We start from the raw sequence: 26082 nt of genomic DNA, 5'->3' as shown, positions 1-26082 counted from the left end.
GCCCATTTTAGCCGGGACGGCATAATGGCCGGGCAGTACCCCTACAACGACCATGCCACGTAGCCCGGAGCCAACGCATATGTCCGAACCCGTCCGCCAGCCGTCCAAGGCTGCCCGTTATCTCTATGTCCTCATCGCCGGCCTGCTGATCGGCGTGGTGGCGACGGTGATGGGCATGCGTGCCATCCAGGCCCGCCAGGACCATTTCCCCGACAGCCTGATGACTGTGATGTCCAAGCAGGTGCAACTGCTGGGCGAAAGCCAGAAGCAGAACCGCTGCACCATCAACGACACCGCCCCGCGCGTGCAGACCCTGCGCGCCCTGGCCAACGACCTGGAAGTCGCCTTCCCCGGCCTGCGTGACGACGAGCGGTTCCAGCAGCACGCCAACCGCTTCCGGGCCACCCTCAACGACGCCCTGGCCAAGCCGGCGGCGGACTGTGCCAGCCTGGCGGCGCTGTCCCAGAAGATCGGCAGCGACTGCAAGAGCTGCCACCAGGACTTCAAGTAATCCATCGGTGAATATCGCGTTCACATGTGGTTGGCCCTCCATTCACATGTGAAACGACAGGATCTACGCCGTCGGGTAAGCACTTACCTTTTTGTTCACTGGCGAAGGAGAAGCACCATGAAGATTCAATTGATCGCCGCAGGCGCCATTGCCAGTCTGGCTCTGGCCGGTTGCGCCACGTCGCCCGGTTACGGCGGCGGCTACAACGGTGGTGGCAACAACTATGGTGGCGGCTACGGGAGTGGCAACAACTACAACCAGAATCGCTGCGCCGATTGCGGCATCGTCACCCGCATCAACGCCGTGTCCTCCGGCCGCACCGCACCGACGGCGACCGGCGCGATCCTGGGCGGCATCGTCGGCGCCGTGGCCGGCCATGAGATCTCCGACCACACCGGCGGCAGCAAGGGCAACCAGAACATCGCCGCCGTGGCCGGTGCCGCCGCCGGCGCGCTGGCAGGCAACAAGATCCAGCAGAACGTCACCGGCGAGTCCTATGACATCCAGGTGCGCATGGACGACGGCCGCGTGATCATGGTCAACCAGAAGAACCTCAACGGCGTGGCAGAGAATGCCTACGTCCGCGTGGTCAATGGCCGCGTGGTACTGCGCTGATCCAGGCAACCGCCACGCCGGAAAAGGAAAGGCCCGCTTGCGCGGGCCTTTCTTTTGTCATGCCAGCCTGTCTGTATCAGACCGGCTGCACGGCGTCGGCCTGCAGGCCCTTCTGGCCCTGGACGACGGTGAAGGAGACCTTCTGGCCTTCCTTCAGGCTCTTGAAGCCCTGGGTCTGGATGGCGCGGAAGTGCACGAACACATCCTCACCATTCTCACGGCTGATGAAGCCAAAGCCCTTGGCATCGTTGAACCACTTGACGGTACCGGTTTCGCGATCGGACATCTCGACTAACTCCCTGTTGCTCTCTCTCGTTTGATGGAACGCCCCGGAAGGCGGCTGATTGCAAGGAGGAAGCGAGGTGCAACGATGCAGCAAATCGTGCGATCTACCCATCAGGCCACGATTCACGGTGACCTTGCCAAGCTCAGCGGCTGCAACTTAACCCGGGAAAAATCAAATTGCAATCCCGGTGAAGCCGTTAAAGTCAACCCCCAATGGGCCCTTTCAGAACCAATATGGACTATTCATTCATCTTCTATACGGTTGCGGCCCTGCTCGTATTGACCGGCATCGCCGGCATCATCCTGCCCGCGCTGCCCGGTGTCCCGCTGGTGTTCGTGGGCCTGCTGGTGGCCGCCTGGACGGAAGGGTTCGAACGGGTCGGTTGGATCACGCTGGTTGTGCTTGGCGTTTTGACCGTCATTTCCATCATCATCGACGTCATATCGACGGTGATCGGTGCAAAGAAGGTGGGCGCCAGCCGCCTGGCGCTGGTCGGCTCGGCGGTCGGCACGGTGGCCGGCCTGTTCTTCATGCCGATCGGCCTGTTCGTCGGCCCCTTCCTGGGCGCGCTGGGCGGCGAGTACCTGCACGGGCGCAAGCTGGGCCAGGCCACCAAGGTCGGCCTCGGCACCTGGCTGGGCATCGTGCTGGGCGTGGCCTTCAAGCTGGGCCTGGCCATGACCATGGTCGCGGTGTTCGCGGTGGCGTGGTTCGTCAACTGAGCGCGCGGCCAAGACTCCCCCTACACGGGGCAATCGCCGACAATGTCCGCCGGAGCACGGATGCCGCTTTGCTGCGGAAATCCCCGGCCCTTTGCCATGACCGGAACCCCACCATGCCGAACACGCCCCTTCGCTATGCCCTGCTGACCGTCCTGGCCAGCGCCAGCGCCTCCGCGCTGGCCCAGGAATCCCTTACCGCCCCCGCATCGCCACAGGCCTGCTTCGCGCTGGACTCCGACGCCGCGCGCTTGGCCTGCTACGACAGCGCGCTGGGGCGCAGCCCCGCCGACACCCGTGCCGCCGATGCCGCGGCCAACGCCGCGCAGGCCGCTCGCAAGGAAGCCAAGGTCAGCGCCAAGGCCCTGGATGAGGAAGACCCGCGCCGCAACGAGCTGTTCGCCCACGACGAGCTGGCGGCAATGGCCGCCAACGCCGGCCGCGGCTCGCTGCTGGACAGCCGCTGGGAGCTGGCCAAGGACTCCAAGCTCGGCCTGTTCCAGCTGCGCGCCTACAAGCCGGTGTACCTGCTGCCCGCGTTCTGGAGCAGCAAGCCCAACGAGATGCCGCACTCGCCCAACCCCAACAACACGGTCACCGAGCCGGAAGCACTGAACAGCACCGAGCTGAAGTTCCAGCTCAGCTTCAAGACCAAGGTGGCCGAGAACCTGTTCGGCGACAACGGCGACATCTGGGTCGGTTACACCCAGAGCTCGCGCTGGCAGGCCTACAACAGCGAACTGTCGCGCCCGTTCCGCGAGACCAACTACGAACCGGAAGTGATGCTGGCCTTCCGCAACGGCTATTCGCTGCTGGGCTGGAACGGCCGCATGACCGGCATCAGCCTCAACCACCAGTCCAACGGCCGCAGCGACCCGCTGTCACGCAGCTGGAACCGGGTGATCTTCAACTTCGGCCTGGACCGCGAGAACTGGGCCCTGATGCTGCGCCCGTGGTACCGCATCCCCGAAGGCGACCGCGACGACAACAACCCGGACATCGAGGACTACATCGGCCGTGGCGATGCCACCATGGTGTACAACCGCAATGGCCACGAACTGGCCATCACCGGCCGCCACTCGCTGCGCAGCGGCGACCGCTCGCATGGCTCGCTGCAGCTGGACTACGGCTTCCCGATCAACAACCTGCTGCGCGGCCACGTGCAGGTGTTCGATGGTTATGGCGAGAGCATGATCGACTACAACCACCGGGCCACCTACATCGGCGTCGGCGTATCCCTGCTGGAGTGGTACTGAGGCAATGAAGGCAACCCTCTGGCACAACAACCGCTGCTCCAATTCACGTGGCGCGCTGGCCCTGCTGCAGGAAGCCGGCGTGGACGTGGAGGTCATCAACTACCTGGAGACACCGCCCTCGATCACCGAGCTGCGCACGCTGCTGGCCGAAATGGGCATGCCTGCCCGCGACCTGCTGCGCAGCAAGGAAGCGGCGTATGCCGAGCTGGGCCTTGCCGACAAGCTGGACGACGAGCCGGCGCTGGTCCGGGCCATGCATGCCCACCCCGTCCTGATCAACCGGCCGATCGTGCGCACCGCCAAGGGCACCGCCCTGTGCCGCCCGCCGGAGACGGTGCTGCAACTGATCGACTGAGCCGCCTGGCGTGGCCGTCCACTGGCGGCCACGGTCTCCGCGCCCATTCAGCGCTCTGCGGCCTTCGCCGCGACGATCGCGTCGTACAGCTCCTCGAAGCTCTTGCTGGGCTGGAACAACCGGCCATTGATGAAGAACGTCGGCGTGCCGCCGACGCCACTGCGCAGGGCGCCATCGATGTCATCCTGGATGCGCCGCATGTAGCGGGCATCCTCCATCGCGGCAACCAGCCCGTCCTCCGGCAGGCCCAGTTCGCGCATCAGCTCCCGGTAGATCACCTCACCCAGCTGCTGCTGGCTGCGGAACAGGGCGTCGTGGGCCGGCCAGAACTGCCCCTGCGCGGCGGCATACTCGGCCGTGATCGCCGCCGGCAGCGCCTGCGGGTGCGACTGGACCAGCGGGAAGTTGCGGAACACCACGCAAAGCTCGTCGCCGAACCGCTGCTGCAGCCGCTTCACCAGCGAGAACGCCTCGCCGCAGTAGGGGCACTGGTAATCGGCATACTCGACCAGCACCACGGGCGCATCCAGCCGCCCCTGGTAATGGTCCTGCGCACTTACCGGAACACTCAGCACACTCATCGGCTCACTCCGGACAGGAATCAACGGCGTCGCACCATCGCCCGGCACCCCGGGCGCGTGCTCTGCCGGCCACGCTACGCCTGGAACCGCGCAGCCCGCGTGAAACCGGGCGCCCCCCCTTTCCCATGCCGGGAACGGCGGGCAGAATCCCTGCGAGCCCGACAGGAAGTCCGTGTATGACCCGACCGCATCGTTCGTTCTTCGCCTATGGTTCTGCCCTGCTGGGGGTGCTGAGCCTGATGGCGGTCGCCTGCTTCCACTTCCCCGAACTGCTGACCAGCCGCGAGTTCCGCGCCGTCTACAACGAGCAGTTCGCCCGCCACCTGCTGCTGGTCGGGCTGGCGGCGGCCTTCATCATGGGCACCTTCGCCATCCTGCGTGACCGCAACAAGCGCATCGCCACGCTGGGCGTGGGCACGGCCACCCTCGCGGTGCTGCTGGGCGGCACCAACGTGCAGTTCGACCCGGTCGGGCAGACGCCGTACTCGCTCGGCCTGGATTGGTTCGTGCTTTCCCTGTTCTTCTCGGCGCTGGTGTTCGTGCCGCTGGAGCGCTACCTGGGCAAGCGCGTGCTGTCGCCGCTGCGGCCCGGCTGGCGCACCGACGTGGGCTACTTCTTCATGAGCCACGTGCTGGTGCAGTTCATCCTGATCCTGGTGACCGCTTCCACCTCGACCATCGCCGGGCTTGCGGCGTTTCCTTCATTGAAAGCGTTGATCCAGTCGCTGCCGGTCTGGGCGCAGTTCCTGATCGCCGTATTCGTGGCCGACATGGCCCAGGCCCTGTTGCATCGCGCGTACCACAACATTCCCTGGCTCTGGCGTTTCCACGCGGTGCACCACTCCAGCCGCCACATGGACTGGCTGGCCGGCTCGCGCATCCACATCGTCGAGATCGTGATGACGCGCAGCGTGGTGCTGCTGCCGCTGCTGGTCATGGGCTTTTCCACGCCCGCGGTGAACGCCTACGTGATCCTGGTCGGCCTGCAGGCCGTGCTGGCGCACGCCAACCTGGGCATCCGCTTCGGCTGGCTGGAGTACCTGCTGGTGCTGCCGCGTTACCACCACTGGCACCACGCGCGGCAGAAGGAATACGTGGACGTGAACTACGCCATCCACCTGCCATTGGTGGACATGCTGATGGGCACCTTCAAGCTGCCGCGCGACCAGGCACAGTGGCCGGAAGAGTACGGCGTGATGAAGCTGGAGACGGTGCCGAAGGGGATCATCCAGCAGCACCTCATGCCGTTCCAGGGCGGGCGCAAGTACGAGGACTTCGTGGATGATGCCGGGCTTGGCGCCTTGCCGTCGCGCGAAGGCGGCGTTGGGGCGCCGCCAACTCACCTCCAGTCGGTGATGCCCTCGCGGCGGTAGACCTCGGCGAATGCCGGGCGCGCCTTCATGCGTGCGGCATGCGCCGCCAGCACGGGCCACTGGTCGGTCGGGCGCGGCATGTTGCGGCTCCAGCGCATCAGCATGGTCAGCAGGAAATCGACCACGCTGGCCCGCTCACCCAGCACGTAGGGACCATGCGCCTGCAGGTGGTCGGCCATCTGCTGCCAGGCCGCTTCCAGCTGCAGGCGCGCGCGTTGCTTCACCTCGGCGACGTTGGCCTCACCGGCCGGCTCATCCGGGTAGAACCAGGCGCGATAGGCCGGCATCAGCGTGTACACGCAGAAGCAGATCCAGCGGTAGTAATCACCCCGCGCCGGACTGCCCGGCAGCGGCGCGAGTCCGGCCGCCGGGTGCAGATCGGCCAGGTGCATGGCGATGGCCGCCGATTCGGTCAGCACCTGCCCGTCCAGAACCAGCGTGGGCACGCGGCCGGCCGGATTCAGCGCCAGATAGTCGGCCGACTTCTGCTCGCGGCGGTCGAAGTCCAACTGGTGCAGTTCGTGCTCGATGCCCAGTTCGAGCAACAGCCAATGCACGACCAGCGAGGCGGTGCTTTGCGAGCCATACAACACGACGGACATGGGCAACTTCCAAGGGGGGCGATGCGGCATTCTAGCCTCGGCAGGAGCGGCCTCGGCCGCGAAGCCAGCACACATTCAAACCTTCCCGGCTTCGTGCCCGAAGGCGCTCCTGCGGTCTATTGGCAGCCGGCCATGCAGCTGTTGAGGCGCTCGCCGCACACTGCCGCGGCCGAACGGTTCTGGCAGAACGCCTGCGAGGTCTGGCAGGCACCACGCAGCTCCGGGTTGGTGATCTTGTCGCACTGGTTGTTCCGGCCCGCCTCGCCGCAATCCCCGTAACTGCGCGGGTTGGCATTGCAGGCCTGGTAGCGGCTCTGGCAATAGGTCACGCAGGCCGCCGGATCCTTGGGAGCATCGCGCCAACCGCCATTGCTGCAGGCGGCAAGCAGCAGCACCGTCGAAACCATCACCCATCCGAATCCGCGCATCGGCCCTTCCTCGAAAACGACGATGGCCCGAGCATAGCCCGAGCCATCGCGATATCTCCAGTGACAGTGGCGAGACTTACTCCACGATCACCGGAATCTTGCCGATGCGGGCCTGCCACTCACGCGGGCCGGTCTTGTGCACCGATTCACCGGTGGAATCCACCGCCACGGTCACCGGCATGTCCTGCACGGTGAACTCGTAGATCGCTTCCATCCCCAGGTCGGCGAAGCCCACCACCCTGGAGGCCTTGATCGCCTTGGACACCAGGTAGGCCGAACCGCCGACCGCCATCAGGTAGGCCGACTTGTTGTCGCGGATGGCCTCGATCGCGGCCGGGCCACGCTCGGCCTTGCCGACCATGCCCAGCAGGCCGGTCTGTTCCAGGATCTGGCGGGTGAACTTGTCCATGCGGGTGGCGGTGGTCGGGCCGGCCGGGCCCACCACTTCGTCGCGCACCGGATCGACCGGGCCCACGTAGTAGATGAAACGGCCCTTCAGGTCGACCGGCAGTTCTTCACCCTTGTTGAGCATGTCGACCATGCGCTTGTGCGCGGCGTCGCGGCCGGTCAGCAGCTTGCCGTTGAGCAGCAGGGTCTGGCCCGGCTTCCAGCTGGCCACTTCTTCCGGGGTGACGGTGTCCAGGTCGACACGGGTGCCCTTGGAGGCGTCGTAGGTGATCTGCGGCCAGTCTTCCAGCGACGGCGGGTCCAGCATCACCGGGCCGCTGCCGTCCAGGGTGAAGTGCGCATGGCGGGTGGCGGCGCAGTTCGGGATCATCGCCACCGGCAGGTTGGCGGCGTGGGTCGGGAAGTCCTTGACCTTGATGTCCAGCACCGTGGTCAGGCCGCCCAGGCCCTGTGCGCCGATGCCCAGCGCGTTGACCTTCTCGTACAGCTCCAGGCGCAGCTCTTCGGCGCGGTTGGACGCGCCACGGGCCTGCAGGTCGGTGATGTCGATCGGCTCCATCAGCGATTCCTTGGCCAGCAGCATCGCCTTCTCGGCGGTGCCGCCGATGCCAATGCCGAGCATGCCCGGCGGGCACCAGCCGGCGCCCATGGTCGGCACGGTCTTGAGCACCCAGTCAACGATGGAGTCGGACGGGTTGAGCATGGCGAACTTGCTCTTGGCCTCCGAGCCACCGCCCTTGGCGGCCACGATCACATCGACCGTGTCACCCGGCACCACCTTGATGTTGACCACGCCCGGGGTGTTGTCCTTGGTGTTGGTGCGCTTGCCGGCCGGGTCGGCCAGCACCGAGGCGCGCAGCTTGTTGTCCGGGTAGGCGTAGGCGCGGCGGATGCCCTCGTTGGCCATGTCCTCGACACCCATGGTGGCATCGTCCCAGCGCACGTTCATGCCGATTTCCAGGAACACGGTGACGATGCCGGTGTCCTGGCAGATCGGGCGGTGGCCCTCGGCGCACATGCGCGAGTTGATCAGGATCTGCGCGATCGCCTCCTTGGCGGCCGGCGATTCCTCGCGCTCGTAGGCGGCGGCGAGGTTCTTGATGTAGTCGACCGGGTGGTAGTACGAGATGTACTGCAGCGCGTCGGCGACGGACTGGATGAGGTCTTCCTGCTTGATCGATGTCACGGCTTGCTCGCTTGCTGAAGGCTGGCGGGGGTTCAGCCGGGCATTTTACGCCCTGCCGCCAACCCGTGCTTCCGTGCATCGCGCCCGGCGGCGCTCCTACACTGTCACGCCGGTCCGCGCTGCCGCGTCCTTGTCGCATGAACGCCGAAACCCCCTTCCAGACCCACCGCCCGCGCCTGATGGCGCTCGCTTACCGCCTGCTCGGCAGCCGTGCCGATGCCGAGGACGTCGTCCAGGACGCCTGGCTGCGCTGGGCCGAGGCGGCCCCGGGCAGCATCGCCGATCCGGAAGCCTGGCTGGTCACCGTCACCACCCGGCTGGGGCTGGACCGCCTGCGCGCGGCCTCCCGGCAGCGCGTGGACTACATCGGCCCCTGGCTGCCGGAGCCGCTGCAGGTCTCGCTGGACCTGCCCGCCCCACCCGCCCCGGACCAGGTCCACGCCCTGGCCCAGGACCTGTCGCTGGCCTTCCTGACCCTGCTCGAACAGCTCAGCCCCGACGAACGTGCCGCCTTCCTGCTCAAGGAGGTGTTCGACCACGACTATCGCGACATTGCCCACCTGCTTGGCCATGGCGAGGCCAACTGCCGCCAGCTGGTCCACCGCGCCCGCCAGCGCCTGCAGGCCGGCCGGCCGCGCTTCGAAGCCGATGGCACCCAGCACCGCCAGCTGTTGGCGCGCTTCATGGACGCCTGCCAGGACGGCGACAGCGATGCCATCCTGGCCTTGCTGCACACCAATGCGCGCCTGCTTTCCGACGGCGGCGGCGTGGTGACCGCGGCAATCCGTCCGTTGCTCGGTGCCGAGCGCATCGGCCGCCTGTTCTGGGCCATCGCGCGGCGTGGTGGCGCCCAACCGGCCCGGCTGGGCAGCGTCAACGGGCAACCGGCCATCCTGCGTTTCCACGCCGGCCAGCTGCACTCGGTCACCACCATCGAGGTGGTCGATGGCCGCATCGCCACCATCTATAGCGTGCTCAATCCGAACAAGCTGCCCACCCCTGTCACAGCCGGTGACGCTGGCGCGTCCTTGCAGTGAAAGACGGCCACCGTGGCCGTCATGGAGCCCATGATGTCTTCGTCCAATTCCCCCCGCGTCCCCTATACCCGCCTGGCTGCCGAGGCGTTCAAGGGCTTGCTCGCCACCAGCAAGGCCGTGCACGACAGCTCCATCGACTCGGACCTGCTTGAACTGGTGTTCCTGCGGGTGTCGCAGATCAATGGCTGCGGCTACTGCATGGACATGCATGCGACCACGCTGCGCAAGGCCGGCATCGCGCCGCGCAAGCTCGACACCCTGCCGGCCTGGCATGAAAGCCGCTTCTTCGATGCCCGCGAGCGCGCCGCACTGGGCTGGGCCGAAGCCCTGACCCGCCTGCCCGACGGCGCCCCGTCGCAGGCTGCCTTCGACGCCCTGGCGCCGCACTTCGATGACAAGGGCATCAGCGACCTGAGCATGGGCGTGGCGGTGATCAACGCCTGGAACCGGCTGGGCGCGGGCCTGCTGCCACCGCTGCCCTGAGAAAGCGCCAGGCAAGCCCCCGGCCAGCGTCGCCCGGTCCGATGGCCGGTTCCCGCGCCAGACCGCACAATACGCGGCATGGGAACCCTCGTCCTGATCCTCGACCTCATCGGCACCTTCGTCTTCGCCCTGTCCGGGGCGACGATGGGGGTGCGCCGGCGGCTGGATATCTTCGGCGTGCTGGTGCTGTCCTTCGCCGCCGCGCTGGCCGGCGGCATCACCCGTGACCTGCTGATCGGCGCCACCCCGGTGGCCGCGATCAGTGACTGGCGCTACCCGGCCATCACCTTGGCCGCGGGCGTGGTGACGTTCTTCTGGGCACCGCTGATCGAGCGCCTGCAGTACCCGGTGCGGATGTTCGATGCGATGGGCCTGGCGCTGTTCGCGGTGGCCGGCACGCAGAAGGCGCTGGCGTTCGGCATCGCCCCGCCGATGGCCGCCGCGTTGGGCATGTTGACCGGCATCGGCGGCGGCATCGCCCGCGACGTACTGCTGGCGCAGGTGCCGCTGGTGCTGCAGGCCGAGCTGTACGCGGTGGCCGCGTTGGCCGGCGCGGCGGTCGTGGCCGTGGGCTACTGGCTGGGCCTGCCGCCCCTGCCCTGCGCACTGGCCGGCGCCGCGCTGTGCTTCGGGCTGCGCATGATGGCCATGCATTTCGGCTGGCACCTGCCGGTGGCGCTGCAGTCCTCCGATCCGCCACCGCCGGAAGGCCCGCGCCGCTGAGCCTGCCGAACGGGAAGTAACGACATGCTCACGCCGCTTACGCCATGTTGGGGCTTCTTTTGCAGGAGACGACCATGGCAGCACAACGTTCCGACACCCTGATTGGCGATGACGTGGTCCGCAGTCTCGGCCAGCAGGGCCAGTCCTCGCAGGTCCTTGTGCAGGTCAAGGACGGGCAGGTCACGCTGTCCGGTGACGTCCCCAGCACCGCCGCCAAGCATCAGGTCGAACAGTTGGTGGCGGGCATTGATGGCGTGCGCGGCGTGCACAACCACCTCAATGTCGACACCGGCACCCGCTCGTTCGGTGAGCGCGGCCAGGCCGTGCGCGACAACCCCGACGGCCGCGACGACGCACAGATGGGCGACATCGACCTCGGCAAGGACGGCTGAACGCAGCGGTACGCGGTAACCTGAAGCGGCCCCCGTCCGCCTGAGCCGCCATGCCGCATCCCGCTTCCGCACCGACCAACGCCTCGGGCAAGCAACCCAGTTTCCGTGAGCGCATGGACGCCATGCGCAACCTGCCGCCGTTCCTGCGGCAGGTCTGGCAGACCAGCCGCTGGTTGACCCTCACCAGCCTGGGCCTGCGCCTGATCCGCGCGCTGATGCCGGTGGCGATGCTGTACGTGGGCAAGCTGATCATCGACGAGGCCATGCGCCTGGCCGGTGCCGGCGCGATGCCGCCGCTGGGCGAGGCGCTGGCCAGCGGCCACCTCAACACCCTGCTGGAACTGCTGCTGCTCGAACTGGGCATCGCCATCGGCTCGGACCTGCTCGGCCGGCTGGTCAACTACGCCGATTCATTGCTGTCGGAGCTGTTCACCAACGCCACCAGCGTGCGCCTGATGGAGCACGCCGCCGAGCTGGACCTGGAGGATTTCGAGGACCCGGACCTGCAGGACAAGCTCGACCGCGCCCGGCGCCAGACCATGGGCCGGATGAGCCTGATGGCGCAGCTGTTCGGGCAGGCGCAGGACATGATCACCGTGATCAGTTTCGCCGCCGGCCTGGTGATGTACGCACCGTGGCTGATGCTGTTGCTGGCGGTGGCGCTGGTGCCGGCCTTCATCGGCGAATCGCACTTCAACACACTGGGCTATTCGCTCAATTTCAGCTGGACGCCGGAGCGGCGCCAGCTTGACTACCTGCGCCAGGTCGGCGCCAGCGTCGAGACCGCCAAGGAGGTGAAGATCTTCAACCTCCACCGCTTCCTGATCGACCGCTACAAGCTGCTGGCCGAACGCTTCTACCGCGCCAACCGCGCCTTGGCACGCAAGCGTGCGGTATGGGGCACGTTGCTGGCCGCGCTCGGCACGCTGGGCTACTACGCCGCCTATGCCTACATCGCCTGGCGCACCATCCGTGGCGAGTTCAGCATCGGCGACCTGACCTTCCTGTCGGGCAGCTTCATGCGCCTGCGCCAACTGCTCGAAGGCCTGCTGAGCGGCTTCTCGCAGGTGGCCAGCCAGGCGCTGTACCTGGACGACCTGTTCTCGTTCTTCGCGATCAAGCCCGAGATCCATTCCACCCCGGACGCCATCGCCATCCCGCGCCCCATCCGCGAGGGCTTCGTGTTCGAGAACGTCGGCTTCCGCTACCCCGATGCCGAGCGCTGGGCGGTGCGGCACCTCGACTTCCAGTTGCGTGCGGGCGAAGTGATCGCGCTGGTCGGCGAGAACGGCGCCGGCAAGACCACCCTGGTCAAGCTGCTGGCACGGCTGTACGACCCCGATGAAGGCCGCATCCTGCTCGATGGCCGCGACCTGCGCGACTACGACCTGGACGACCTGCGCGCCAACATGGGCGTGATCTTCCAGGACTTCGTGCGCTACCACCTGTCGGCCGGGGAGAACATCGGCGTCGGGCTGGTCGAAGCCATGGACGACCAGGCCCGCATCCGCGATGCCGCCCATCGCGCGCTGGCCGACGAGCTGATCGAAGGCCTGCCCAATGGCTACGCGCAGTTGATCGGCCGCCGCTTCAAGACCGGCGTGGATTTGTCCGGCGGCCAGTGGCAGAAGATCGCCATCGCCCGCGCCTACATGCGCGATGCGCAGGTGATGATCCTCGACGAGCCCACTGCCGCGTTGGACGCACGCGCCGAGTTCGAGGTGTTCCAGCGCTTCAAGGAGTTGTCGGACAACCGCACCGCCGTGCTGATCTCGCACCGCTTCTCCTCGGTTCGCATGGCCGACCGCATCCTGGTGCTGGCCGACGGCCGCATCGAGGCCAGCGGCACCCACGCGCAGTTGATGACCGAAGGTGGCCGCTACGCCGAGCTGTTCGAGCTGCAGGCGGCGGGTTACCGCTGAGCCGGGAAGCCAGCGGAGGGTGCCGAGCCATGTCCCCTCCCCAACCGTCCCCTCGCCAGCGGAAAAGGGAGGGCGCCGAACCGCTTCTCCGGCGATGGGACCGAGTAAATCGCCTCAAATGCGATTCATTCCCATTTGGGTCAATTCGGCTAGAATAGCCGCGACACTCCAAATCCGAACCACAGCAATGTCTTCCGCTTTTGGCGCCGAAACGGTGCTCGAAGTCCGTCACTGGACGGACGCCTACTTCAGTTTCTCCACCACCCGCGACAGCGGCTTCCGCTTCGACAACGGCCAGTTCGTGATGATCGGCCTGGAAAACGAAGGCGCCCGCCCGCTGATGCGCGCCTATTCCATCGCCAGCGCCAACTGGGAAGAGCAGCTGCACTTCTTCAGCATCAAGGTGCAGGACGGCCCGCTGACCTCGCGCCTGCAGCACCTGAAGGTGGGCGACAAGGTCCTGGTCGGCAAGAAGCCCACCGGCACCCTGCTGATCAGCGACCTGCACCCGGGCAAGCACCTGTACCTGCTGGGCACCGGTACCGGCCTGGCGCCCTGGCTGAGCATCGTCAAGGACCCGGAAACCTACGAGCGCTTCGAGAAGGTCATCGTCTGCCACGGCGTGCGCTTCGAGAAAGACCTGGCCTACCGCGACTACTTCGAGAAGGAACTGCCGCAGGACGAGATCCTGGGCGACATCGTCCGCGACAAGCTGCTGTACTACCCGGCGGTCACCCGCGAGCCGTTCCCCAACCAGGGCCGGTTGACCACGCTGATGGAAACCGGGCAGATGCAGCAACGCCTGGGCCTGCCGACGCTGGACCCGGCCAACGACCGCTTCATGATCTGCGGTAGCCCGCAGATGCTGGCCGACCTGCGCAGCGTGCTCGACGCACGCGGCTTCGAAGTCTCCACCCGCATCGGCACGCCGGGGCACTACGTGTTCGAGCGGGCCTTCGTCGAGAAGTAAGCCAGGCAAGCACCTGGCGTGACCACGTGCAACGGCTGGGTCCTGCGGGGATCCAGCCGTTGTCGTATCCGGCGGCTCAGCCCAGCGCCGCGCGGATATCCGCTTCCAGCGATTCCGGACGCGCGGTCGGCGCGTAGCGGGCAAGTACCTGCCCGTCGCGGCCAACCAGGAACTTGCTGAAGTTCCACTTGATCGCACCGATGCCCAGCGCCCCGCGCTTCTGCCGTTGCAGCCAGTGCCAGAGCGGATGGGCCTCCGGGCCGTTGACCTTGATCTTGCCCGACATCGGGAAGCTCACCCCGTAATTGAGCGCACAGAAGCTGGCGATCTCACCGGCCTCACCCGGCTCCTGGTGGCCGAACTGGTCGCAGGGGAAGCCGATCACCACCAGGCCCTGCGGCCCCAGCTCACGCCACAGGCGCTCCAGCCCTTCGTACTGCGGCGTGAATCCGCATTTGGAGGCGGTGTTGACCAGCAGCAGCACCTTGCCGCGGAATCCGTCGAGCGCCAGCGGCTGCCCATCCAGCGCCGTGGTCTGGAAATCGTATGCACTGGTCATGGCTGCACCTCCGGAATGAGCCTGCAAGCCTACGTCATCGCGGTCTCATCGGCGGCCAACATGCGCCAACCGCCTCGCCCATGCCGTTCGGCACACCCCCTGCCCTGCGCCCCGGGTTACCCTTTCCGATCAGTCTTATCCGGAGTTTCCGACTTGAATACCCGCCTTGCCCTTGCACTTGCCGCGACCCTGGGCCTTGCCCTGCCGGCCTACAGCGTGACTGCCCACGCCGCCACCGCCCAGACCGCCCAGCAGGCCAACCCGTTCTTCGCCGAAAGCACGCTGCCGCTGCATTACCCGCAGTTCGACAAGATCAAGGACAGCGACTTCGCCCCGGCATTCGACGCAGGCATGGCCCAGCAGCTGAAGGAAGTGGAGGCGATCGCCAACAACCCGGCCGCACCGACCTTCGACAACACCCTGATCGCGCTGGAAAACAGCGGCGCCATCCTGGACCGCGCCACCACCGTGTTCTTCGCGCTGATCGGCGCGGACACCAACGACGCGCGCAAGAAGCTGCAGGCGGACTACTCGGCCCGGTTCGCCGCCCACAGCGATGCCATCAACCTCAATGGCAAGCTGTTCAGCCGCATCGAGACCCTCTACAACGACCGCGCCAAGCTGGGCCTGGATGCCGAGGGCCTGCGCCTGGTCGAGAAGTACTACGACAACTTCGTCCGCGCCGGCGCCAAGCTGTCCGACGCCGACAAGGCCAAGCTCAAGGACATGAACGCCGAGCTGGCCAACCTGGGCACCCGCTTCAGCCAGAACGTGCTGGCCGAGGTCAACGCGTCCTACATCGTCGTCGATGACGTCACCCAGCTCGATGGCCTGTCCGCCGAGCAGATCGCCGCCGCCGCCGAAGCCGCCAAGGCCCGCAAGCTGGACGGCAAGTACGTCATCGCCCTGCTCAACACCACCGGCCAGCCGGCGCTGACCAACCTGACCAACCGCGCGCTGCGCCAGCGCATCTACGAAGCCTCGGTGTCGCGCGGCAGCAAGGGGGGCGAGTACGACAACACCGCGCTGGTCTCGCGCATCATGACCATCCGCGCCGAGAAGGCCGCGCTGATGGGCTTCCCGAACTTCGCCGCCTATTCGCTGGGCAACCAGACCGCCAAGACCCCGGAAGCGGTCAATGCCATGCTCGGCCAGCTGGCCCCAGCCGCGGTGGCCAATGCCAAGCGCGAGGCCGGCGACCTGCAGGCCATGATCGACGCCGAGCAGAAGGCCGCCGGCAAGCCGACCTTCGAACTGCAGCCCTGGGACTGGGCCTTCTACAGCGAGAAGGTGCGCCAGGCCAAGTACGACTTCGACGAATCCCAGCTCAAGCCGTTCTTCGAGCTCAAGAGCGTGCTGGAAGACGGCGTGTTCTTCGCCGCCGGCAAGGAGTTCGGCCTGACCTTCAAGCAGCGTACCGACCTGCCGGTCTACCACGACGACGTCACCGTCTACGACGTGTTCGACGCCGATGGCAGCCAGCTGGCGATCTTCATCTTCGACCCGTATGCGCGCGAGTCCAAGCGCGGTGGCGCCTGGATGAACTCCTACGTCTCGCAGTCCGCGCTGACCGGCGACAAGCCGGTGGTGGCCAACCACCTCAACATCCCCAAGCCGCCGGCAGGCAAGCCGACGCTGCTGACCTGGGACGAGGTGAACACCACCTTCCACGAGTTCGGCCACGCCCTGCACGGCATGTTCTCCAACGTGAAGTACCCGTACTTCTCGGGCACCGCCGTGCCGCGTGACTTCGTCGAGTTCCCGTCGCAGGTCAACGAGATGTGGGCCGACGAGCCGACCATCCTGGCCAACTACGCCAAGCACTACCAGAACGGTTCGGCGATGCCGCAGGCGCTGCTGGACAAGGTGATCGCCGCATCCAAGTTCAACCAGGGCTTTGCCACCACCGAGTACCTGGGCGCGGCGATGCTGGACCAGCGCTGGCACCAGATCGGCGTCAGCGACGTGCCGGCACCGCAGGACGTGATGAAGTTCGAGCATGAAGCGCTGGTCAAGGACGGCATCTACTACGCGCCGGTCCCGCCGCGTTACAAGACCCCGTACTTCAGCCACATCATGGGCGGCTACTCGGCGGGCTACTACGCCTACATCTGGTCCGAGGTGCTGGACGCCAACACCCAGAAGTGGTTCCGCGAGCACGGCGGCCTGTCGCGCGCCAATGGCGACCATTTCCGCCAAACCCTGCTGTCCAAGGGCGGCAGCGTGGATGCGATGGAGCTGTTCCGCAATTTCGCTGGCCACGAGCCGCAGATCGAGCCGCTGCTGGAGAAGCGTGGCCTGACCTCGGGGTCGACCGCGAAGTAAGCTTCACCGCGCATGCAAAGCGAAACGCCCGGCACTGCCGGGCGTTTCTTCATCGGGTGCTGGAGCAAAGTGCCCTCATCCGCCCTGCGGGCACCTTCTCCCGCGCACGGGAGAAGGCAGCTGCTCGACTCTCCGCAAGCCGTCACGGGTACGGGTGCCGCCAAGGATCGAAGCCGATGACTCTCCCTTCTCCCGCCTGCGGGAGAAGGTGCCCGTAGGGCGGACGAGGGCCGTCGGTGCGCAACGCGGCCGCCTCAGCCCCTCGCCTCCACCACCACCGTCGCGGTCATGCCGTTGGCCAGCACGATGCCATCGTGCACCGTGCCCGCGTCCAGCCGGATCCGCACCGGGATGCGCTGTGCCAGGCGTACCCAGTTGTAGGTCGGGTTGACGTTGGCCAGCAGGTCGGTGCCGGTCGGGCTGTCTGCATCGGTGATGCCATGCGCGATGCTCTCGATGTGGCCATGCAGGGTCTGCCCGCTCATCAGCTCGATCTTCGCGCCGTCGCCGACATGCAGCTGCGAGAGCTTGGTCTCCTCGAAGTACCCGTACACCCAGAACGAATCGGTATCGATCAGCGCCAGGCGCGCGGCGCCAGCACTGGCGTAGTCGCCCTGGCGGACCTCCAGGTTGGTGACGTAGCCGTCCACCGGCGCACGCACCTGGGTGCGCTCCAGGTTCAGCTCGGCGGTCGCCAGCGCGGCCTGGGCCTGCTCCACCGCCGCCAGGGCCTGCTGCTGGGCCGCACTGGCCTGCTGCCGGCTGGCCTGCGCTTGCGCGACCCCGGCACGGGCGGCCTGCGCGGCACTGCGTGCATCGCTGCGCGATTCCTCGGAGATCAGGCTGCCGGCAATGCGCTCACGACGCTGGTACTGCAGCTCGTAGCGGGCCGCGTTGACGCTCTGCTGCGCGGCACCGGCCGAAGCGGCCTGGATGCTGGCACCGGCGGCCCGCGCGGCGGCCTGCGCCGCGGCCAGGTTGCCGCGCGCCTGTGCAAGCGCATTGCGGTAGCGCTCCTCGTCAATGGTGAACAGCACATCGCCGCGCTTGACCTGCTGGTTGTCCTGCACGGACACGCCGGTCACCGGCCCGGAGACGTCCGCTGCCACACGCACCACTTCCGCACGCAGGCGACCCTCGCGGGTCCACGGCGAGTACATGTAATGGCGCCACATCGCGATGGCGATCAGGGCCGCGATCACGACGACCACGGCGGTAAGGGAGAAACGAAGCAGGGATTGGGTCTTGGGAGTCATTGGGGGAATCTCAGAACAGCAACAGGCCTAGGCCACCAAACAGACAGGTGAACACCGCGATGCGGAACAACGAGGGGTGCCACACGTAGCGATACCAGCCGCGCCGCCCGGCCACTGCATCCAGCGCCCACAGCAGCGCGCAGACCACGCAGAACAACACCAGCAGGCCGGGGAACAGGCTGCCGCCGAAGGCGATTTCAATGGGCACGGGGCAGTTCCTCCAGGGTGGGGTCGGTTGCAACGATGTAGGTGGCCATCACCGAGTGGTCATCGACCATCGCCAGGCGCACCAGCCGCAGGTGTCGCAGCACCTGCCGCGCCACGCCACGCTGGCCGGCTTCTTCACGCGCGGCATCACTGGCCTGCCGCAGTTGCTGGTCGGCGCGCCACCAGGCATGGCGGGACGGCTGCTGGAAGAAGTCCGCCAGCGCCGCCACCGCCGCATCCACCTGCTTGTGCAACGGGCCGGGCAGGGGCTCGCGCGCGACGTCATGGCGCAGGTGGATCAGCGCGCGACCGGTCTCGTTGACCGCCAGCGCCCAGGCCAACAGCCGCCGCGAGTCCTCGCTGCCGGGCGTGGTGTGCACCACGATCTGGTGCACCAGGTCGCTGTTCATGCTCTCGAACCGATGCCGCAGCCCGGGCAGCGGCCCTTGCGCGGCTAGGCGCACCTGCGCCCGCAGTGCCGCCATCTGTCGCCGCCGCAGCCACGGCGAACCGGCCACCGAGGGCAGCAGCATGAAGCTCACCAGCGCCGCCGCCAGCGCGGTCAGTTGCGACAGGCTGTCGTTGAAGAAGTGCTGCGGGTCGAACACCATCGGGTTGGTCAACGCCAGGATACTGACGAAGCCCATCGCGTAGCCCAGGCCGAGCGCGGCCAGCTTGGGGCGGGTGGTCAGGTACGGGCCGACGATGAAGAACGGCAGGATGCCCGCCACCAGCAACGCATAGCCATCGAGCCGGGTCAGCACCTCGAACTCGCAGGCATAGCCGGCCACCAGGCCCAGCAGGTAGCCGCCGGACATCCTGACGGTCAGCCGTACGGCGTTGGGCACCGTGGCGAACAGGCCGGAGAAGATCGTCGCCAACAGCATTGCGTTGGCGCCCATCGGCCAGCCGGTCGCGATCCAGAACGCGCCCAGCAGCAGCATCGTCACCGTGGTGCGGATGAAGGCCAGCCCGGCGCCGACATGGTCATTGCCGCGCACGAAGTGCACCTGCTCCACGCCGTCGGAGGCCACCACCCGGTCCAGCAGCTGCGCGCGGGCCTGCACATACGCTTCGAGCTCATGGGTGAAGCGCAGCAGCAGGCCGGTGCCTACCTCGAAGTCCTCGGCCTGGGCACGGTCAGCCAGCCCCTCGCGCAGCCGTGCGGCGCGGTCGGGCAAGGCCTGGTGCACCGCGTGGATGCGTGTGGCCAAGGCCTCCGGTGCCAGCGAAGCCGCCGACTGCAGCGCGTTGCCCAATGGCTGGTACAGGGCCACCAACGACTGCGCCGCATCGGTGTTGTCCATCCGCATCAGCCGGTTGATCAGGTGGTGCAAAGACTGGAAGCTGGTCGAGGCCGCCATGAAGCGCTGGTTGAACTGCTGGATGTGCAGGCTGCGCGCGCGCGCCTCCGGGTCTTCGAAGATCACCGAACTGCGCAGGTCTTCCAACGTCACCGCATCGCGCACCACGCGCAGGTGCGCCTGTTCCATGCGTTCACGCGGCAGCTCGCCCTGCACCGCCTCGCGCACGAACTCTAGGAAGTTGGCGTACTGCCCGCGGACCGCCGCGCGCAGGGTGTCGCGCAGGCGCACCGGCAGCACGGTGTCGCTGATCACCGCGCTGACCACCAGGCCCAGCATCACCTCGCTGATCCGGGCTACCGCCGAATCGAACACCTGGCCCGGATGGGTGGAGATCACCGGCAGGGCGATGATCGCCGCGGTATAGCCGGCCAGCACGAAGGCGTATGACTTGAAGTTGCGGTGCAGCGTCGCGCCGGCGGCACAGGCACCGATCCACAGCGCCATCACCAGCAGGAACGGTTCGCGCTGTTGGGGGAACAGCGCCACGATCGCCAACGCGGCGGCGGCGCCGACCAGCGTGCCGAGCACGCGGTAGAAGCCCTTGGCCAGCACCATGCCGCTCTGCCGGTGCATGACGATGATGGTGGTCATCATCGCCGTCCCCGGTTGCGGCAGGCCCATGCGCATGGCCAGCCAACCGGTGATGAAGAACGACAACGCCACGCGCAGCACGAACAGCCAGGCGTCGGCTTCGCCTTTCAGGAAATCACCCAGGCCCGCGTACCAAGGTGCGGCCCCGGTACTCGGCGTGGCGGAGGAAGGTACGGCGGACATTGCGACCTCAGATGGCGTCGATGCCGGCAAGCATCTTTTTCAGCAGTGCTTCCAACTGGTGCTGCTCGGCTTCGTTCAACCCTTCCACCTGCTGCAACAGCAGGCCGGACATGGCCGGCAGCATGCGCTCCACGCAGGCCACGCCTTCGTGGGTCAGGCGCAGGTCCAGCTTGCGCCGGTCCTCCGGGTGCGGAATGCGCTCCAGCAGCCCCTTGCGGCACAGCAGGTCGGTCAGGCGGGTGATGTTGGCCGACTTCTCGGTGGCCGCCCCGGCCAGCTCGGACGGGCTGACCGGGCGGTCCGGCGTGCCGTACAGCATCATCAGCACGTTGTATTCGGCGTGGCAGAGTTCGAAGTCGCGCAGCACCGCGTTGGCATGGTCATGGACCGACTTGTAGATGCCCTTGACCAGCCGGACCAGCACCGCCGGTTCGCGCGGGAAACCCGGCCACCGGTTGCAGGTGGCATCGATGCGGATTTCGGTGGGATCGAAGCTGCTCATCGCCAGGAAAAGAGTCAGGACTGGCGAATATAATACACAAATGAAATATCAATGAGTGAATGAAATATCACGCCGGACAGCCAGCCCCGACCAGGAATCACCTCGGACGGCAGCGGCAGTTCCTGTTTATGCACATGAATGCACCGGGATCCGGCGCCATCCCTTGCCCCTTCACCGCGTCCCCCGGCCGGCGCCGCCATCGGCGGCCGGCTGCCCCTAGCGCATGCCTAGCGGACATCCACGTAGCCACCGGGCACGCCGCGCGGCGACAGCACCAGTTGCCACAACTGCGAATGCCGGGTGCGGAAGGTGGACATCGAACCGGCCAGGTAGAACCGCCACATCCGCCGGAAGCGCTCGTCGTAGCGCGGGTCCAGCACGTCCCAGGCCGCTTCCACGTTGTCGCGCCAGGCCTGCAGAGTCAGGTCGTAGTCGGTGCCGAAGTTGTGCCAGTCCTCCAGCACGAACAGCCCTTCCATCGCCGCGGTGATCTGCGCGGCCGAGGGCAGCATCGAGTTGGGGAAGATGTAGCGCGCGATCCACGGATCGGTACGGTCGCGGCTGATATTGGTGCCGATGCTGTGCAGCAGGAACAGGCCCTGCTCGCCGAGGCAGCGCCGGGCGGTCTCGAAGTAGGTGCGGTAGTTCTTGACCCCCACATGCTCGAACATGCCCACCGACAGAATCGCGTCGAAGGGCTCATCCAGCTCGCGGTAGTCCTGCAGGCGGATTTCGACCGGCAACCCGGCGCAGATCTCCCGGGCCAGCACCGCCTGTTCGTGCGAGATGGTCACCCCGACGCCCTGCACGCCATAGCGCTCGGCCGCGAACTTCAACGCCTCGCCCCAGCCACAGCCGATGTCGAGGATGCGCATGCCCGGTTGCAGCCGCAACTTGCGGCAGATCAGGTCCAGCTTGGCCTCCTGGGCCGCATCCAGCGTATCGGCGTGGCGCCAGTAGCCGCAGCTGTAGACCAGGCGCTTGCCCAGCATCGCCCGGTACAGGTCATTGCCCAGGTCGTAGTGGCGCTTGCCAACCTCGAAACTGCCCTGCCCGCTCTGCAGGTTGAACAGCTTGGCCTTGAGCGCGTCCCAGACCTCGCCGCTGCCGTGCACGCGCTCGTCCAGGCGCGCCTCCAGCAGGTGGGTCAGGAAGCCATCGAGCGAATGCGCGCGCCACCAGCCTTCCATGTAGCTCTCGCCCAGCCCGAGCGAGCCATCGGCCAGCACCCGCGCATGGAAGCGCGGGTCGAGGATGTCGATATCCTGCGCACGCGTCCCACCCGGGACCACGTCCGCCTCCTGCAGCAGTGCTTCGACGCGTCGTTGCAACCCTGCATCCATCGCTGGCCCTCCACGGTTTACGGCTGTGCGAACAACTCCCGGTAATCGGCGGCCACGTACGGCAGCAGGGCGGCAGCCGGCACGTCCACCGTCTGCGTGCCATCGGAATACGGCCCCACCTGGTACGGCGCGAACACGAAGCGCAGCGCGCTGATGCGGCCGGAGGCGTCCATCACCGGCTGGAACTGGGCGAAGTTGGCCGCGTCCGGGGCGGTGCCCTCGTCGATCATCTTGGCCAGGTTGCGCACCTGGGCCTGCTGTTCCTCCGGCGACAGGTCCTCGCCCTGGGCACGAACGGTCGCCTGTTCCAGCAGCTTGTCCTCGGCGTAGTCGCTGATCGCTTTCCAGCCCTTGTCGCCGTCGATCAGGTCCTCGGCGCGCAGCAGCTTCTGCCGCTCGGGCAACCAGACAAAGCGCGCCACCAGCGGCTGGCCATGGGCCCCACCGGTGTAGCTGCTGCCGTCGGCGGACACCGCGACGACCTTGCTGGTATCGGCCAACATGTCGAAGGCCAGCGACAGCTCATAGGGCGCGGTCGGCTTGTCGTTGCCCAGTTCGCCCACGGCCTTGAGCAGTTCGGCCTTGGCATGCTCGGCGTACTGCGTCAGTTCCTGCGCCAGGCCCGGGTACTTGGCCGCGGCGGGCGGGTAGCTGATGCCGATCACATAGCTCGGCGTGTTCTCGATGACGTCGCGCAGGTCGGCCGGTGCCGCACCCTGCTCGACCGGCGCAGCTGGCGCCTCCGGCGTTGCCGCTACCGGCGCCTGCGGCGCATCCTCACGCTTGCATCCTGCCAATGCCAACAGCAGCACCGCTGCTGCATACGATCCCTGTGCAAACCTGTTCATGCCCTGTGCTTCCTCGAAGAGATGGCCGCCCGATCGGGCTTGGCCGCGCAGGGCCGATTATCCCAGCAGGTCCGTGTATTCGCCATGACGTTGCATGAAAGCGGCGGCATAGGCGCAGGCTGGCACCACCCTCCAGCCTTCGGCGCGTGCATGGTCCAGCGCATGCCGGGTCAGCGCGGCGGCGATGCCACGTCCACCGATGGCCTCCGGCACGCCGGTATGGGTGATGACCATGGTGTTGCCTTCCATCACGTAGTCCAGCTCGGCCAGATGGCCGTCCACCCGGGTTTCGAAGCGACGCGCGTGCGCGTCGTGCCGGATCGAAGCGCCGTCATTCCCCGTTGCTGCCATGTGCCTGCTCCTTTTTCCAGGTACCGGGTCGCAAAGTCAACACAACGTGATGACGCAAAGGCCTCCCGCGTCCGCCGCATTGCGTCACTTTCCGACATTCCCGCCCCCGGCGCGAGCCTGGGAGCGGCTCAATCCTGCCAGAAATGCTGGCATGACTCTTGCTCTGTACCTGGACAACGGACAGAACAGCACCAGGACAGCCCCATGTACGACAACGAACGCGCCATCCCGAGCAACGACCACGATGCCACCCTGCTGGAAGGCTTGTTCCAGCTCACGGTGACCGGCGACACCCACACCTGGGAGTTCGAGAAGATCGACAACGAGGTCTACACCCGCCTGCTGGCGACGTACGAGGCCTGAACCGCCCGGGGCTGACGCCTGTCAGCCCGCACGACCTACCGCCGCAGCCGTGCCTGGCGTGTTCCTTCCGCCAGGCCGCAGGCCCCCGGGGCAAGGCCCCGGCACCCGGAGCCCCCTACCCTGCCTCAGCGGCCGAAGCTGGGATTCATCAGCGCCTGCAGGAAGTGCTGCAGCAGGTCCGGCGACATCAACAGCATGAACATCACGCCATAGGCCGCACCGGCCAGGTGGGCGCTGTGGTTGACGTTGTCCCCGCCCTTCTTGTCCATCCAGATGCTGTAGCCCACGTAGAACACGGCATACAGCACGGCCGGGGCCGGGATGAAGAACACGAAGATCAACGACCACGGCGACACCAGCACGAAGGCGAACAGCACCGCCGACACCGCGCCGGAGGCGCCCAGGCTCAGGTAGTTCGGGTTCTTCTGGTTCTTCAGGTAGCTGGGCAGGATCGAGACCAGCAGCGCCGACAGGTAGAACAACGGGAACACCCACCACTGCCCGCTCAAGCGCAGCATCAGCCCTTCGATCGCACGCCCGAAGAAGAACAACGTGACCATGTTGAACAACAGGTGCATGAAATCGGCATGGATGAAACCGTAGGTCAGCAACCGGTCGTACTGCTTGTGGCGATCGATGGCCGGCGGCCACAGGATCAGCCGGTCCAGCAGCTTGCGGTTGTTGAACGCCATCCACGACACCAGTGCGGTGATGGCGATCAGGATCAGGGTGATGGGACCATTCATCGGATATCTGTCTCTGCTCAGGCGGCGCGATAGTTGTCGACCACGGTATAACGGCGCGCATACCAACCAAAGGCCAACGCCGCCAGCAGGGCAAAGCCGGCGAAGAAGAACATCTGGAAGGCGGTCACGCTCAGGCCGGTGGTGGCAATGTTATGGGTCACCGCATCATTGCGCACCGCGAAGTTGGCCAGCAGCACCCACAGGTTGCCAACCGTGGTGGTCAGGTTCCAGAAGCTCATCACCACGCCCTTCATCGACTGCGGGGCCTGGCTGTAGGCGAACTCCAGCCCGGTCGCCGAGACCAGCACCTCGCCAAAGGTCAGCAGCGCGTACGGCAGGATCTGCCAGACGATGGACATCGGCTCGCCGCCGTCCATCACCACCTGGATGCCACCGATCACGATCCAGGCCAGCCCGCTGAAGGCGATGCCGGCGGTCATGCGGCGCAGTGCGGTCGGCTCCCAGCCCAGTTTGGCCAACAGCGGGTACAGGACCAGGTTGTTGAACGGGATCAGGATCATCACCAGCGCCGGGTTCAAGGCCTGCATCTGCGAGGCGACGAACCAGGCCGGCTTGGTCATCTGTTCGCCCTGCAGCACCCAGGTCGAGGCCTTCTGGTCAAACAGCGAATGGAACGGGGTGACCAGCGCGAAGATCACCAGCACCCGCAACACGTTGCGCACGCCGTTGACGGCCGCGTCCGGGTGGCTGCCGCGGGCGCGGTCCAGCTGCAGCCAGGCCCCGCCACCGACACCGGCGATCACCAGCACCAGCGCGATGCAGGCGGCGATCACGAAGCCCAGCACCGGGGTCATCGCCAGCGACGCCACCGCCGCGACCAGGCCCAGGCCGGCCAGCACCAGTCCCGGGCGGCCCTTGCCGGCCTTGCGCGCGAACAACGCGGTACGGATGACCTTGCTGAAGGAGTCCGGGTCATCGGCCATGTCCGGCTTGACCAGCACGTACTTCTTGCGGCCCAGCCAGAACACGAAGGTGGCGATGAACATCAGCAGGCCCGGGATGCCAAACGCCACCGACGGGCCGAAGTTCTTCAGGAACAGCGGCATGCTCAGCGAGGCGAACAGCGAGCCGAAGTTGATGATCCAGTAGAAGGCGTCGAACACCTTCTTGGCCAGGTGCTTGTTGCTCTGGTCGAACTGGTCGCCCACGAACGAGGCCACCAGCGGCTTGATGCCGCCGGCGCCGAAGGCGATCAGGCCCAGGCCGGCGAAGAAGCCCATGCGGTTGTCCTCGAACACCGCCAGGAACGCATGGCCCAGGCAGTAGACCAGGCTGAAGGACAGGATGGTGTTGTACTTGCCGAAGAAGCGGTCGGCTACCCAGCCACCCAGCAGCGGGAAGAAGTACACGCCGATCATGAAGGTGTGCATCAGGTCCTTGGCCTCCAGCGCGCGTGCATCCGAGTCCAGGATGTGCTGCAGCAGCGTGGAGGTGATCAGGAACTGCACCAGGATGTTGCGCATCCCGTAGAAGCTGAACCGCTCGCAGCCTTCGTTGCCGATGATGTAGGGGATCTGGCGGGGCATGCGCCCCGTGGGCGCCGGGCTTGCGGCAGCGTGGCTGGTCGTCATCT

The 26082-nt window shown here is 66.7% G+C and carries 29 protein-coding genes; 14 read left to right on the top strand and 15 right to left on the bottom strand.

Annotation, left to right across the window (positions count from 1 at the left end):
* The first annotated feature begins 79 nt into the window (after window positions 1–79).
* Window positions 80–511: a cytochrome c gene (locus tag VA603_RS17525; protein ID WP_132864173.1), complete on the top strand. Its 432-nt coding sequence runs from the start codon at window positions 80–82 to the stop codon at window positions 509–511.
* A gap of 117 nt (window positions 512–628) precedes the next feature.
* Window positions 629–1126, top strand: coding sequence for a glycine zipper 2TM domain-containing protein (locus VA603_RS17520; RefSeq protein ID WP_192288441.1), 498 nt, complete (start codon window positions 629–631; stop codon window positions 1124–1126).
* 76 nt (window positions 1127–1202) lie between these two features.
* Here VA603_RS17520 and VA603_RS17515 read toward each other — a convergent pair whose 3' ends face one another.
* A complete protein-coding gene (locus VA603_RS17515) occupies window positions 1203–1412 on the bottom strand; it encodes a cold-shock protein (protein ID WP_055944114.1) in 210 nt (69 codons plus the stop codon).
* 233 nt (window positions 1413–1645) lie between these two features.
* Here VA603_RS17515 and VA603_RS17510 point away from each other — a divergent pair, with 233 nt between their 5' ends.
* The 3 genes from VA603_RS17510 to arsC all read left to right on the top strand — a co-directional run bounded on the left by VA603_RS17510 (window position 1646) and on the right by arsC (window position 3742).
* Window positions 1646–2134 carry a DUF456 domain-containing protein gene (locus VA603_RS17510; RefSeq protein ID WP_192288440.1) on the top strand — a complete coding sequence of 163 codons (489 nt, stop codon included), beginning with the start codon at window positions 1646–1648 and terminating at the stop codon, window positions 2132–2134.
* A 113-nt stretch (window positions 2135–2247) separates the two neighbouring features.
* Window positions 2248–3387 carry a phospholipase A gene (locus VA603_RS17505; protein ID WP_323439583.1) on the top strand — a complete coding sequence of 380 codons (1140 nt, stop codon included), beginning with the start codon at window positions 2248–2250 and terminating at the stop codon, window positions 3385–3387.
* Window positions 3388–3391: 4 nt separating this feature from the next.
* A complete protein-coding gene (gene arsC, locus VA603_RS17500; protein ID WP_132864177.1) occupies window positions 3392–3742 on the top strand; it encodes an arsenate reductase (glutaredoxin) in 351 nt (116 codons plus the stop codon).
* Window positions 3743–3789: 47 nt separating this feature from the next.
* Here the strand turns inward: arsC and VA603_RS17495 are convergent, their stop codons facing one another.
* Entirely contained in the window at window positions 3790–4323 is a 534-nt protein-coding gene (locus tag VA603_RS17495; protein ID WP_132864178.1) for a DsbA family protein, read from the bottom strand.
* 176 nt (window positions 4324–4499) lie between these two features.
* Here VA603_RS17495 and VA603_RS17490 point away from each other — a divergent pair, with 176 nt between their 5' ends.
* Window positions 4500–5696, top strand: coding sequence for a sterol desaturase family protein (locus VA603_RS17490; protein ID WP_323439582.1), 1197 nt, complete (start codon window positions 4500–4502; stop codon window positions 5694–5696).
* Here the strand turns inward: VA603_RS17490 and VA603_RS17485 are convergent.
* The 3 genes from VA603_RS17485 to VA603_RS17475 form a co-directional block, all read right to left on the bottom strand.
* Window positions 5663–6298 (bottom strand): glutathione S-transferase family protein, encoded by a 636-nt coding sequence (locus VA603_RS17485; RefSeq protein WP_323439581.1) that lies wholly within the window; start codon window positions 6296–6298, stop codon window positions 5663–5665. The two genes, VA603_RS17490 and VA603_RS17485, sit on opposite strands and share 34 nt — an antisense overlap.
* A gap of 116 nt (window positions 6299–6414) precedes the next feature.
* Complete coding sequence (locus tag VA603_RS17480) at window positions 6415–6726, bottom strand: hypothetical protein (RefSeq protein WP_132864181.1); 312 nt, start codon at window positions 6724–6726, stop codon at window positions 6415–6417.
* Window positions 6727–6802: 76 nt separating this feature from the next.
* Window positions 6803–8320 (bottom strand): fumarate hydratase, encoded by a 1518-nt coding sequence (locus VA603_RS17475; RefSeq protein WP_192288433.1) that lies wholly within the window; start codon window positions 8318–8320, stop codon window positions 6803–6805.
* Between the two features lie 137 nt (window positions 8321–8457).
* Here VA603_RS17475 and VA603_RS17470 point away from each other — a divergent pair, with 137 nt between their 5' ends.
* From VA603_RS17470 to VA603_RS17445, 6 genes are all read left to right on the top strand, one after another.
* Complete coding sequence (locus VA603_RS17470; protein ID WP_323439580.1) at window positions 8458–9357, top strand: RNA polymerase sigma-70 factor; 900 nt, start codon at window positions 8458–8460, stop codon at window positions 9355–9357.
* A 33-nt stretch (window positions 9358–9390) separates the two neighbouring features.
* Window positions 9391–9840, top strand: a complete 450-nt coding sequence (locus tag VA603_RS17465; RefSeq protein ID WP_132864184.1) for a carboxymuconolactone decarboxylase family protein — start codon at window positions 9391–9393, stop codon at window positions 9838–9840.
* Window positions 9841–9918: 78 nt separating this feature from the next.
* Window positions 9919–10563, top strand: coding sequence for a trimeric intracellular cation channel family protein (locus VA603_RS17460; RefSeq protein ID WP_132864185.1), 645 nt, complete (start codon window positions 9919–9921; stop codon window positions 10561–10563).
* Window positions 10564–10637: 74 nt separating this feature from the next.
* Entirely contained in the window at window positions 10638–10955 is a 318-nt protein-coding gene (locus tag VA603_RS17455) for a BON domain-containing protein (protein WP_323439579.1), read from the top strand.
* 50 nt (window positions 10956–11005) lie between these two features.
* Window positions 11006–12877, top strand: coding sequence for an ABC transporter ATP-binding protein (locus VA603_RS17450; protein ID WP_323439578.1), 1872 nt, complete (start codon window positions 11006–11008; stop codon window positions 12875–12877).
* 187 nt (window positions 12878–13064) lie between these two features.
* Entirely contained in the window at window positions 13065–13847 is a 783-nt protein-coding gene (locus VA603_RS17445; RefSeq protein ID WP_132864188.1) for a ferredoxin--NADP reductase, read from the top strand.
* 76 nt (window positions 13848–13923) lie between these two features.
* Here the strand turns inward: VA603_RS17445 and VA603_RS17440 are convergent, their stop codons facing one another.
* Complete coding sequence (locus VA603_RS17440) at window positions 13924–14406, bottom strand: glutathione peroxidase (protein WP_323439577.1); 483 nt, start codon at window positions 14404–14406, stop codon at window positions 13924–13926.
* A gap of 153 nt (window positions 14407–14559) precedes the next feature.
* Here VA603_RS17440 and VA603_RS17435 point away from each other — a divergent pair, with 153 nt between their 5' ends.
* Window positions 14560–16731: a M3 family metallopeptidase gene (locus VA603_RS17435; protein WP_323439576.1), complete on the top strand. Its 2172-nt coding sequence runs from the start codon at window positions 14560–14562 to the stop codon at window positions 16729–16731.
* Between the two features lie 254 nt (window positions 16732–16985).
* On the opposite strand, the gene VA603_RS17430 is transcribed toward VA603_RS17435, so the two are convergent.
* The 7 genes from VA603_RS17430 to VA603_RS17400 form a co-directional block, all read right to left on the bottom strand.
* On the bottom strand, window positions 16986–17987 hold the full coding sequence (locus VA603_RS17430; protein ID WP_132864191.1) for an HlyD family secretion protein: 1002 nt from the start codon (window positions 17985–17987) through the stop codon (window positions 16986–16988).
* Between the two features lie 10 nt (window positions 17988–17997).
* Complete coding sequence (locus tag VA603_RS17425) at window positions 17998–18195, bottom strand: DUF1656 domain-containing protein (RefSeq protein WP_132864192.1); 198 nt, start codon at window positions 18193–18195, stop codon at window positions 17998–18000.
* Entirely contained in the window at window positions 18185–20335 is a 2151-nt protein-coding gene (locus tag VA603_RS17420; RefSeq protein ID WP_323439575.1) for an FUSC family protein, read from the bottom strand. Before VA603_RS17420 ends, VA603_RS17425 begins: the two co-directional genes overlap by 11 nt.
* A 7-nt stretch (window positions 20336–20342) precedes the next feature.
* A complete protein-coding gene (locus VA603_RS17415; RefSeq protein ID WP_323439574.1) occupies window positions 20343–20837 on the bottom strand; it encodes a MarR family winged helix-turn-helix transcriptional regulator in 495 nt (164 codons plus the stop codon).
* Between the two features lie 227 nt (window positions 20838–21064).
* Complete coding sequence (cfa, locus tag VA603_RS17410; protein ID WP_323439573.1) at window positions 21065–22180, bottom strand: cyclopropane fatty acyl phospholipid synthase; 1116 nt, start codon at window positions 22178–22180, stop codon at window positions 21065–21067.
* 17 nt (window positions 22181–22197) lie between these two features.
* Window positions 22198–23028 carry a DUF3298 and DUF4163 domain-containing protein gene (locus VA603_RS17405; protein WP_132864196.1) on the bottom strand — a complete coding sequence of 277 codons (831 nt, stop codon included), beginning with the start codon at window positions 23026–23028 and terminating at the stop codon, window positions 22198–22200.
* A 57-nt stretch (window positions 23029–23085) separates the two neighbouring features.
* Window positions 23086–23379 carry a GNAT family N-acetyltransferase gene (locus VA603_RS17400; RefSeq protein WP_132864197.1) on the bottom strand — a complete coding sequence of 98 codons (294 nt, stop codon included), beginning with the start codon at window positions 23377–23379 and terminating at the stop codon, window positions 23086–23088.
* Window positions 23380–23583: 204 nt separating this feature from the next.
* Here VA603_RS17400 and VA603_RS17395 point away from each other — a divergent pair, with 204 nt between their 5' ends.
* Complete coding sequence (locus VA603_RS17395; RefSeq protein WP_165931161.1) at window positions 23584–23742, top strand: hypothetical protein; 159 nt, start codon at window positions 23584–23586, stop codon at window positions 23740–23742.
* A 125-nt stretch (window positions 23743–23867) separates the two neighbouring features.
* Here VA603_RS17395 and VA603_RS17390 read toward each other — a convergent pair whose 3' ends face one another.
* The gene (locus VA603_RS17390; RefSeq protein WP_323439572.1) at window positions 23868–24488 is read right to left on the bottom strand and encodes a rhomboid family intramembrane serine protease; all 621 of its coding nucleotides are present in this window, start codon (window positions 24486–24488) and stop codon (window positions 23868–23870) included.
* Between the two features lie 17 nt (window positions 24489–24505).
* Complete coding sequence (locus VA603_RS17385) at window positions 24506–26080, bottom strand: POT-type proton-dependent oligopeptide transporter (protein WP_323439571.1); 1575 nt, start codon at window positions 26078–26080, stop codon at window positions 24506–24508.
* Window positions 26081–26082 lie beyond the last annotated feature (2 nt).

It is taken from the genome of Stenotrophomonas capsici (genome assembly GCF_034961085.1).
In the GTDB taxonomy this organism is placed as follows: domain Bacteria; phylum Pseudomonadota; class Gammaproteobacteria; order Xanthomonadales; family Xanthomonadaceae; genus Stenotrophomonas; species Stenotrophomonas capsici.
This window is presented reverse-complemented; position numbering and strand designations above follow the sequence as displayed.